The sequence below is a fragment of the Pseudomonas wayambapalatensis genome (assembly GCF_049942315.1).
Lineage (GTDB): Bacteria > Pseudomonadota > Gammaproteobacteria > Pseudomonadales > Pseudomonadaceae > Aquipseudomonas > Aquipseudomonas wayambapalatensis.
The window spans coordinates 25615-33794 of record NZ_JBNFMU010000170.1; the positions used below are offsets into that span (position 1 = coordinate 25615).

General features: G+C 63.7%; 9 protein-coding genes. 5 read left to right on the forward strand and 4 right to left on the reverse strand.

From position 1 onward, the window contains the following. Nucleotide 1: 1 nt before the first annotated feature. Complete coding sequence (coaBC, locus tag ACPZMI_RS11575; protein WP_186711310.1) at nt 2–1213, reverse strand: bifunctional phosphopantothenoylcysteine decarboxylase/phosphopantothenate--cysteine ligase CoaBC; 1212 nt, start codon at nt 1211–1213, stop codon at nt 2–4. A gap of 129 nt (nt 1214–1342) precedes the next feature. Between coaBC and radC the strand changes: the two genes are divergently transcribed. Next, entirely contained in the window at nt 1343–2023 is a 681-nt protein-coding gene (gene radC, locus ACPZMI_RS11580) for a RadC family protein (protein ID WP_426352259.1), read from the forward strand. A gap of 87 nt (nt 2024–2110) precedes the next feature. On the opposite strand, the gene ACPZMI_RS11585 is transcribed toward radC, so the two are convergent. Continuing rightward, the gene (locus ACPZMI_RS11585; RefSeq protein ID WP_426352260.1) at nt 2111–3700 is read right to left on the reverse strand and encodes an ABC transporter substrate-binding protein; all 1590 of its coding nucleotides are present in this window, start codon (nt 3698–3700) and stop codon (nt 2111–2113) included. 368 nt (nt 3701–4068) lie between these two features. Between ACPZMI_RS11585 and rpmB the strand changes: the two genes are divergently transcribed. Both rpmB and rpmG read left to right on the forward strand, forming a co-directional pair. After that, on the forward strand, nt 4069–4305 hold the full coding sequence (rpmB, locus tag ACPZMI_RS11590) for a 50S ribosomal protein L28 (RefSeq protein ID WP_054894119.1): 237 nt from the start codon (nt 4069–4071) through the stop codon (nt 4303–4305). A gap of 11 nt (nt 4306–4316) precedes the next feature. Next, nucleotides 4317–4472, forward strand: coding sequence for a 50S ribosomal protein L33 (gene rpmG / locus ACPZMI_RS11595; RefSeq protein WP_003253507.1), 156 nt, complete (start codon nt 4317–4319; stop codon nt 4470–4472). An 88-nt stretch (nt 4473–4560) separates the two neighbouring features. Here the strand turns inward: rpmG and ACPZMI_RS11600 are convergent, their stop codons facing one another. Both ACPZMI_RS11600 and ACPZMI_RS11605 read right to left on the reverse strand, forming a co-directional pair. Continuing rightward, a complete protein-coding gene (locus ACPZMI_RS11600) occupies nt 4561–4761 on the reverse strand; it encodes a hypothetical protein (protein ID WP_186669911.1) in 201 nt (66 codons plus the stop codon). A 91-nt stretch (nt 4762–4852) separates the two neighbouring features. Further along, complete coding sequence (locus ACPZMI_RS11605) at nt 4853–5212, reverse strand: cupin domain-containing protein (RefSeq protein ID WP_003253509.1); 360 nt, start codon at nt 5210–5212, stop codon at nt 4853–4855. A gap of 197 nt (nt 5213–5409) precedes the next feature. Here ACPZMI_RS11605 and ACPZMI_RS11610 point away from each other — a divergent pair, with 197 nt between their 5' ends. Together ACPZMI_RS11610 and ACPZMI_RS11615 are read left to right on the forward strand one after the other, a co-directional pair. Next, on the forward strand, nt 5410–6903 hold the full coding sequence (locus ACPZMI_RS11610; RefSeq protein ID WP_054894116.1) for an aldehyde dehydrogenase: 1494 nt from the start codon (nt 5410–5412) through the stop codon (nt 6901–6903). A gap of 127 nt (nt 6904–7030) precedes the next feature. Further along, nucleotides 7031–8170, forward strand: coding sequence for an MFS transporter (locus ACPZMI_RS11615; RefSeq protein ID WP_426352261.1), 1140 nt, complete (start codon nt 7031–7033; stop codon nt 8168–8170). The last annotated feature ends 10 nt before the right edge of the window (nt 8171–8180 follow it).

The following is an 8180-nucleotide window of genomic DNA, read 5'->3' on the forward strand; positions in this document are numbered from 1 at the left end:
CTTATTGAACCTGATTGAGCCGTTCGGCGATGAAGGCGACCAGTTGCCGGGCGATCTTGCCCTTGCTGGTCTGCGCGAAGAGGGTCTGGTGCTGCTGGCGGTCGATCACGGTCAGGGCGTTTTCCTCGCTGTTGAAGCCGATGCTGGGGTTGGCCACATCATTGGCGACGATCAGGTCGAGGTTCTTGTCCTTGAGCTTGCGCGTGGCGTAATCGAGCAGGTGCTCGGTCTCGGCAGCGAAACCGACGCTGAAGGGGCGGTCGGCGCGGCCAGCGAGGGTGGCAAGGATATCCGGATTGCGCACCATCTGCAGCAGCATGCCGTCGCCAGTCGTAGGGTCTTTCTTGAGCTTTTGCGGGGCGACCACCTCGGGGCGGTAGTCCGCGACTGCTGCCGAGGCGATGAACAGGTCGCATGGCATGGCTGCTTCACAGGCCGCGAGCATGTCCCGCGCGCTCACCACGTCGATGCGGTTGACCCGGTCAGGCGTTGCCAGGTGCACAGGGCCAGTGACGAGGGTCACCCGGGCCCCGGCCTCGGCGGCCGCTTCGGCCAGGGCAAAGCCCATCTTCCCGGAACTATGATTGGTGATGTAGCGCACCGGATCGATGTTCTCCTGGGTGGGGCCGGCGGTGATCAGCACGTGCTTGCCGGTCAGGGCCTGGCGCTTGAAGCTCTCGGCGGCGCACCAGGCAAGGTCGGTGGCTTCGAGCATGCGGCCCAGGCCGACGTCGCCGCAGGCCTGGCTGCCGGAGGCGGGGCCGAACACCTGGATGCCACGGCGCTTGAGCAGCTCTAGGTTGTCCTGGGTGGCCGGGTCGCGCCACATGGCCTGGTTCATGGCCGGGGCGACGGCGACGGTGGCGTCGGTGGCCAGTACCAGCGTGGTCAGCAGGTCATCGGCCATGCCCTGGGCCATGCGCGCCATGAGGTCGGCGGTGGCCGGGGCGATCAGCACCAGGTCGGCCCACTTGGCCAGTTCGATATGACCCATCGCAGCCTCGGCGGCGGGGTCGAGCAGGTCCATGTGCACCGGGTGGCCGGAGAGCGCCTGCAGGGTCAGCGGAGTGATGAACTCGGCGCCCCCGCGGGTCATGACGACACGCACCTGCGCGCCGTGTTCCAGGAGTCGGCGAATCAGCTCGGCGCTCTTGTAGGCGGCAATGCCGCCACCCACGCCGAGAACGATGCGCTTGCGATACAGCCGCTGCATAGGCTTGCCTTTTTCCAGTGAAAGCGGGCGGCGACGTTTGAAATTGCCTGCGGCAGAACGTCGCATTTAACGAGGCGAAATAGATTAACACAGGGCTTGAAGGCGCCGCAGTACAACGCAAGGAGGGGTATGAACATCAGGGAATGGCCGCTGGACGAGCGGCCGAGGGAGAAGTTGCTGGCGCGTGGGGCGCAGGTGCTGTCGGACGGAGAGTTGCTGGCGGTGCTGTTGGGCTCGGGTGTAGCCGGGCGCAACGTGGTCGACCTGGCGCGCAGCCTGCTCAAGCGCTTTGGCGGGTTACGGGCGTTTCTCGAGGCCGACCGCGCTGCGTTGCTGAGCGAGCCGGGCATCGGCCCGGTGAAGTATGCGCAATTGCAGGCACTGCTGGAGATCGGACGACGCTACCTGGACGAAACCATCGAGCGCGCGCCGGCGCTGGAAAGCCCTGCTGCGGTGCGGCGCTACCTGAAGTCGATGCTGCGTCATGAACGCTGCGAGGTGTTCGGCTGCCTGTTCCTGGATACCCGGCACCGTCCCGTGGCGTTCGAGATCCTGTTTCGCGGCACGATCGACCGGGCAAGTATCTATCCGCGTGAGGTGGTGCGCCGGTCGCTGCTGCACAACGCGGCGGCGTTGATCATCTGCCACAACCACCCGTCAGGCAACAGCGAGCCCAGCCAGGATGACGTGCATTTGACCCGCACCTTGAAGCAAGCACTGGCGCTGATCGATGTGCGCGTGCTCGATCATGTGATCGTCGGCGATGGCGAGCCGTTGTCGATGGTCGAGCAGGGATGGATCGGAGCATAGGAGCAACTGTCTTGCTCAAAATCCAAAGGCCAGCCCAACCCCTGTAGGAGCGGGCTTGCCCGCGAAAAGGCCGACACCGGACGTCAGTCAGCGCTCCACCGATACCTTGCTGAAGTCCACCCGCCCGAACGGGCTCACCTGATACCCCTTCACGCGATTGCTGAGCAAGGTCGAGGCTTTCGGATGGGCCAGCGGCAGCCACAGCGCCTGCTGCTGGATCAGCGTCTGTGCCTGCTGGTACAGCCTGCTGCGCACGCTCTGGTCGTTGGTGGTACGCCCGGCATTGATCAACTGGTCGAGACGGCTGTCGCAGAACCGCGCGAAGTTGGTCCCCGACTTGATCGCCGCGCACGAGAATTGCGGGCTGAGGAAGTTGTCCGGGTCGCCGTTGTCACCCGCCCAGCCCATGAACAGCAGGTCGTGCTCGCCGGCCTTGGCGCGGCGGATCAACTCGCCCCATTCGATCACGCGGATCTCGGCCTTGATGCCGACTTTCGCCAGGTCGGCCTGGAGCATCTGGGCACCGAGGCTCGGGTTGGGGTTGAGCAGGCTGCCCGACGGACGGGTCCAGATCGTGGTGCTGAAGCCGTCGGCAAGGCCGGCCTTGGTCAGCAATGCCTTGGCTTTCTTCAGGTCCAGCGTGTAGCCGGGCAGGTCCTTGGCGTAACTCCAGGTGGTGGGCGGGTAGGGGCCGTTGGCGGCGGTGGCGGTGCTTTCGAACACGGCCTTGAGGTAGGCCGGTTTGTCGAAGGCGAGGTTGATCGCCTGACGCACTTCGGGTTTGTCCAGCGGCGGGTGCTCGCTGTTGATGGCGACGAAGGCGGTCATGAAGGCCGGGGTGGAGGCGACCTTGAGTTTGTCGTTCTTGGCGGCTTCGGCGATGTCCAGCGGCTTGGGCGACAGGGCCACCTGGCATTCGTTGCGCTTGAGCTTCTGCAGGCGCACGTTCGGGTCGGTGGTGATGGCGAACACCAGCGGGTCGACCGCAGGCTTGCCGTCGAAGTAGTCAGGGTTGGCGCGGTAGCGCACCAGGGCGTCCTTCTGGAAGCGCTGGAACACGAACGGGCCGGTGCCGATGGGCTGGCTGTTGAGTTTTTCGGGCGTGCCGTCCTTCATCAGCTTGTCGGCGTACTCGGCCGAGTAGATCGAGGCGAAACCCATGCTCAGGGTGGCCAGGAAGGTCGCGTCCGGGTGGGTGAGGGTAAAGCGCACGCTCTGCGGGTCGGGCGCCTCGATCGACTTGATCAGGCTGCCCAGCTGCAGCGACTGGGCGTGCGGATAACCACCAGGTGCGGTCTTGTGCCAGGCATGGGCGGGGTAGAGCATGCGCTGGAAGCTGAACAGCACGTCGTCGGCATTCAGCTCGCGGGTCGGCTTGAAGTAGTCGGTGCTGTGGAACTTGACGCCATTGCGCAGCGTGAAGTCATAGACCAGGCCGTCTTTGGAGACCGTCCAGCTTTGGGCAAGGCTCGGCACCACCTTGCCCTGGGCGGCGTCGAACTCGACCAGGCGGTTCAACAGCACGTCGGCCGAGGCGTTGGTGGTGGTCAGCGAGTTGTACTGAACCACGTCGAAACCTTCCGGGCTGGCCTCGGTGCACACCGACAGCGGCGCTGCCTGGGCAAGACCTGCGGCGAGCAGGGAAGTGAATAGAACGGAAAGGGCGGCGACGCGCATGGTGGATCCTCGGCTGGTCAGGGGCCCATCTGCCAGTGCAGTCTGGAATAGGAAACGTCCTACCCTAGTGTGCCAGTCGGGAAATGGCCACCTGATTTTTATGCCGTGCGGCGACGAGCGGTCGACAGCGCGCGGGGCTTGTCGCTATGCTGGCCGGGCGCGATCGGCCCGATCGGAATGTGCATCTTCTGTTGTTGTGGCCGACCCTTTCTGGTATAAAGCAGCGCTCTTTTCTAGGGGCTCGGTCTGTCGCTCATTTGAGCCGGTTCGATAAGACCCCCGGAAACACGGCGCCTTGGCGCCATAGACTGAGAGATTAAGCGGCCAACCCATGCCGGGTTGGGCATGTGGTTTTAGAGGGCTGAGGCATGTCGAGAGTCTGTCAAGTTACCGGTAAGGGTCCGGTAACCGGGAACAACATTTCCCACGCAAACAACAAAACCCGTCGTCGTTTCCTGCCGAACCTGCAGCACCACCGTTTCTGGGTTGAATCCGAGAATCGTTTCGTGCGTCTGCGCGTTTCCGCCAAAGGCATGCGTATCATCGACAAGCGCGGCATCGATGCCGTTCTGGTCGACATCCGTAAAGCTGGCGCCAAGGTTTAAGGGAGAACATCATGCGTGAATTGATCCGTCTGGTTTCGAGTGCCGGTACCGGCCACTTCTACACCACCGACAAGAACAAGCGCACCACTCCGGACAAGATCGAGATCAAGAAGTACGATCCGGTCGTTCGCAAGCACGTGGTGTACAAGGAAGCCAAGATCAAGTAATTGATCCGGCAACCAAAAAAACCCGCAACCGAAAGGAAGCGGGTTTTTTTATTGCTGTCTGTTCAGGCTAGTGCGCGCGCCGCAGGTTTCAGCAGTTGCGCAGGCCGGTTATGAAGCCTTCTTCGTCTACATCGATCCTGACCTGGTCGTGCTTGAAGTCCCGCAGGTCTGCACCGGTAACAACCCGGACGGTTGCCAGGCCCGTCAGCTCGAGAACATAGGCGTTCACGCTTTCAACGTAGCGCGAACCGATGACGTGGCGTGCAGGGGCGAGGATGTCGGTAGTCATATGCTGTTCCTTGTCGACTGTCCGGAAGTGGACGCTGCCATCGTTGCAATCCTCGTTCGACGGATGCGGTACTTAATCCTCGCAAGCCCTGTCACTTCTGCTCGAACATCACATAGATCTTGCGGCACGGCTCCAGCACCTCCCAGGTGCCCTTGAAGCCGGCCGGGATGACGAAACGGTCACCGGCCCGCAGGGTCTTGGCGCCGCCGTCCTGGTCGCGCAGCACCGATACGCCCTGGACGATCTCGCAATACTCGTGCTCGGTGTAGTTCACCGTCCACTGGCCGACCTCACCCTCCCAGACGCCTGCGGCAAACTGCCCGCAGGGGCTCGAATAGTGGTTGTAAACCGCCTGGTCCGGCTCGCCCTTGAGGATCTTCTCGGCCGCCGGGCGGTAGCGCTCGGCTTCGGTGAGGACCTGGGCGAAGTCGATGATGCTGTCGATGCTCATGCTGAATACCCTGTTGTTGTTTAATAAAATGCACATCAGTAGGCTTTTAAGCCATTCGTGTCAAATATATTGATAGTTTAACCGGCCTGGTTTAGGGTGTCGGATGCCCGTGTGCGCTTGTCGCCCGGCCAGAATTTCTGACAGTGCCCGTGAGTCCTCAATACGGGGCTGCACCTTAACAAGAGGAGGAGTTTCGTATGACCACCCTGACTCGTGCGGATTGGGAACAGCGTGCCCAGCAACTGAAGATCGAAGGCCGTGCCTTCATCAACGGCGAATACACCGACGCCGCCTCCGGCGAAACTTTCGAGTGCCTGAGCCCGGTCGACGGACGCTTCCTGGCCAAGGTTGCCAGTTGCGACCTGGCTGACGCCAACCGCGCCGTGGAAAACGCCCGCGCCACCTTCGACTCCGGCGTCTGGTCGCAACTGGCTCCCGCCAAGCGCAAGGCCAAGCTGATCCGCTTCGCCGACCTGCTGCGCAAGCATGTCGAGGAACTGGCGCTGCTGGAAACCCTGGACATGGGCAAGCCGATCGGCGACTCCTCCACCATCGACATCCCGGGCGCTGCCCAGGCCATCCACTGGACCGCCGAAGCCATCGACAAGGTCTACGACGAGGTCGCACCGACCCCGCATGACCAGCTCGGCCTGGTCACCCGCGAGCCGGTAGGCGTCGTGGGCGCCATCGTCCCTTGGAACTTCCCGCTGCTGATGGCCTGCTGGAAACTCGGCCCGGCGCTGGCCACCGGCAACTCGGTGGTGCTCAAGCCTTCCGAGAAGTCCCCGCTGACCGCCATCCGCATCGCTCAACTGGCCATCGAGGCCGGCATCCCGGCAGGCGTGCTGAACGTGCTGCCTGGCTACGGCCACACCGTCGGCAAGGCCCTGGCCCTGCACATGGATGTCGATACCCTGGTGTTCACTGGTTCGACCAAGATCGCCAAGCAACTGATGGTTTACGCCGGCGAATCGAACATGAAGCGTATCTGGCTGGAAGCCGGTGGCAAGAGCCCGAACATCGTCTTCGCCGACGCCCCCGACCTGCAGGCCGCTGCCGAAGCCGCTGCCAGTGCCATCGCCTTCAACCAGGGCGAGGTCTGCACCGCTGGCTCGCGTCTGCTGGTCGAGCGCTCGATCAAGGACAAGTTCCTGCCGCTGGTGGTCGAGGCCCTCAAGGCCTGGAAGCCCGGCAACCCACTGGATCCGGCTACCACCGTCGGTGCGCTGGTCGATACCCAGCAGATGAATACCGTGCTGTCGTACATCGACGCCGGTCATCAGGACGGCGCCAAGCTGCTCGCGGGCGGCAAGCGCATCCTCGAAGAGACCGGCGGCACCTACGTCGAGCCGACTATCTTCGACGGCGTGACCAACGCCATGAAGATCGCCCAGGAAGAAATTTTCGGCCCGGTGCTGTCGGTGATCGCCTTCGACACCGCCGAAGAAGCCATCGCCATCGCCAACGACACCCCGTATGGCCTGGCAGCCGGCATCTGGACCGCCGATATCTCCAAGGCGCACAAGACTGCCCGCGCCGTGCGTGCCGGCAGTGTATGGGTCAACCAGTACGATGGCGGCGACATGACCGCACCGTTCGGCGGCTTCAAGCAGTCGGGCAACGGCCGTGACAAGTCGCTGCATGCACTGGAGAAGTACACCGAGCTGAAGGCGACCTGGATCAAGCTGTAATCCGGTAGTCTTCTTCGCGGGCAAGCCCGCTCCTACAGGCCCAGCGCCGTCCTTGAGAGCGGCGGCGTACCTGTGGGAGCGGGCTTGCCCGCGAATGGGGCTGAACAAATATGCCTGGGAGGCTGCAATGCGTTGGGGAACCTACTTTGCCGTGCTGGCGTCGGTGCTCAGTGTCGGGCTTGCGCTCGGTGTGAGCATGCCGCTGGTGTCCCTGCGCCTGGAAGGCTGGGGCTACGGTGGGTTCGCCATTGGTGTGATGGCGGCGATGCCGGCAATCGGCGTACTGCTCGGCGCCAGCCTGGCCAGTCGCCTGGCCGGCTGGGTCGGCGTGCCTTCGGCGATGCGCCTGTGCCTGTGGGGCGGGGCGTTGTCGATCGCACTGGTGGCGGTGCTGCCCAGCTATGCGCTGTGGCTGGGGCTGCGCCTGCTGATCGGCATGTCGCTGACGGTGGTGTTCATCCTCGGCGAAAGCTGGATCAACCAGTTGGTGGTCGAGCAGTGGCGGGGGCGGCTGGTGGCGCTGTATGGCAGCAGCTATGCCCTGAGCCAGCTGGCCGGGCCGCTGGTGCTGGGCTTTCTCGGCTCGGAGGATGATTTCGGTTTCTGGGCCGCCACCGGTCTGCTGCTGGTCGCGCCCTTGCTGTTGCTTGGCCGCGGTGGTGCACCGTCGACCGAGGCGTGCAGCGTGACCTTCCGCGACCTGTTCGCCTTCTGCCGGCGCTTGCCGGTAATCGCCTGGGCCATTGCGTTGTTCGCGGCATTCGAGGCGATGATCCTGACGCTCTTGCCGGTGTATGTATTGCAGCAGGGCTTCACCGCCGAAGTGGCGTTGTTCATGGTCAGTACCGTCGTGGTCGGCGATGCCGTACTGCAACTGCCGATCGGCGCCCTTGCCGATCGCATGTCCCGGCAAGCCTTGTTCAGTGGCTGTGCTGTGAGTCTGCTGGGTTCGAGTCTGGCGATTCCGCTGCTGCTGCACACCCCGGCGGTGTGGCCGCTGTGGGTACTGTTCGGTGCGAGCGCGGGGGGCTTGTTCACCCTGTCGCTGATCTTGATCGGCGAGCGTTATCGCGATGACGCATTGGTGCGTGCCAACGCCCACGTGGCGCAACTCTGGGGTATCGGTTGTTTGCTCGGGCCTTTGCTGGCGGGGGCAGGGAGCCAGTGGGTCAGTGGGCATGCCTTGCTGTTCCTGATGGCTGCAGGGGCTGCAGGGCTGGTGCTGCTGACCCGGCGTCCCGGCGCGTTCGAGCCGGCGTCTGCCTGAAGGGCGCGGG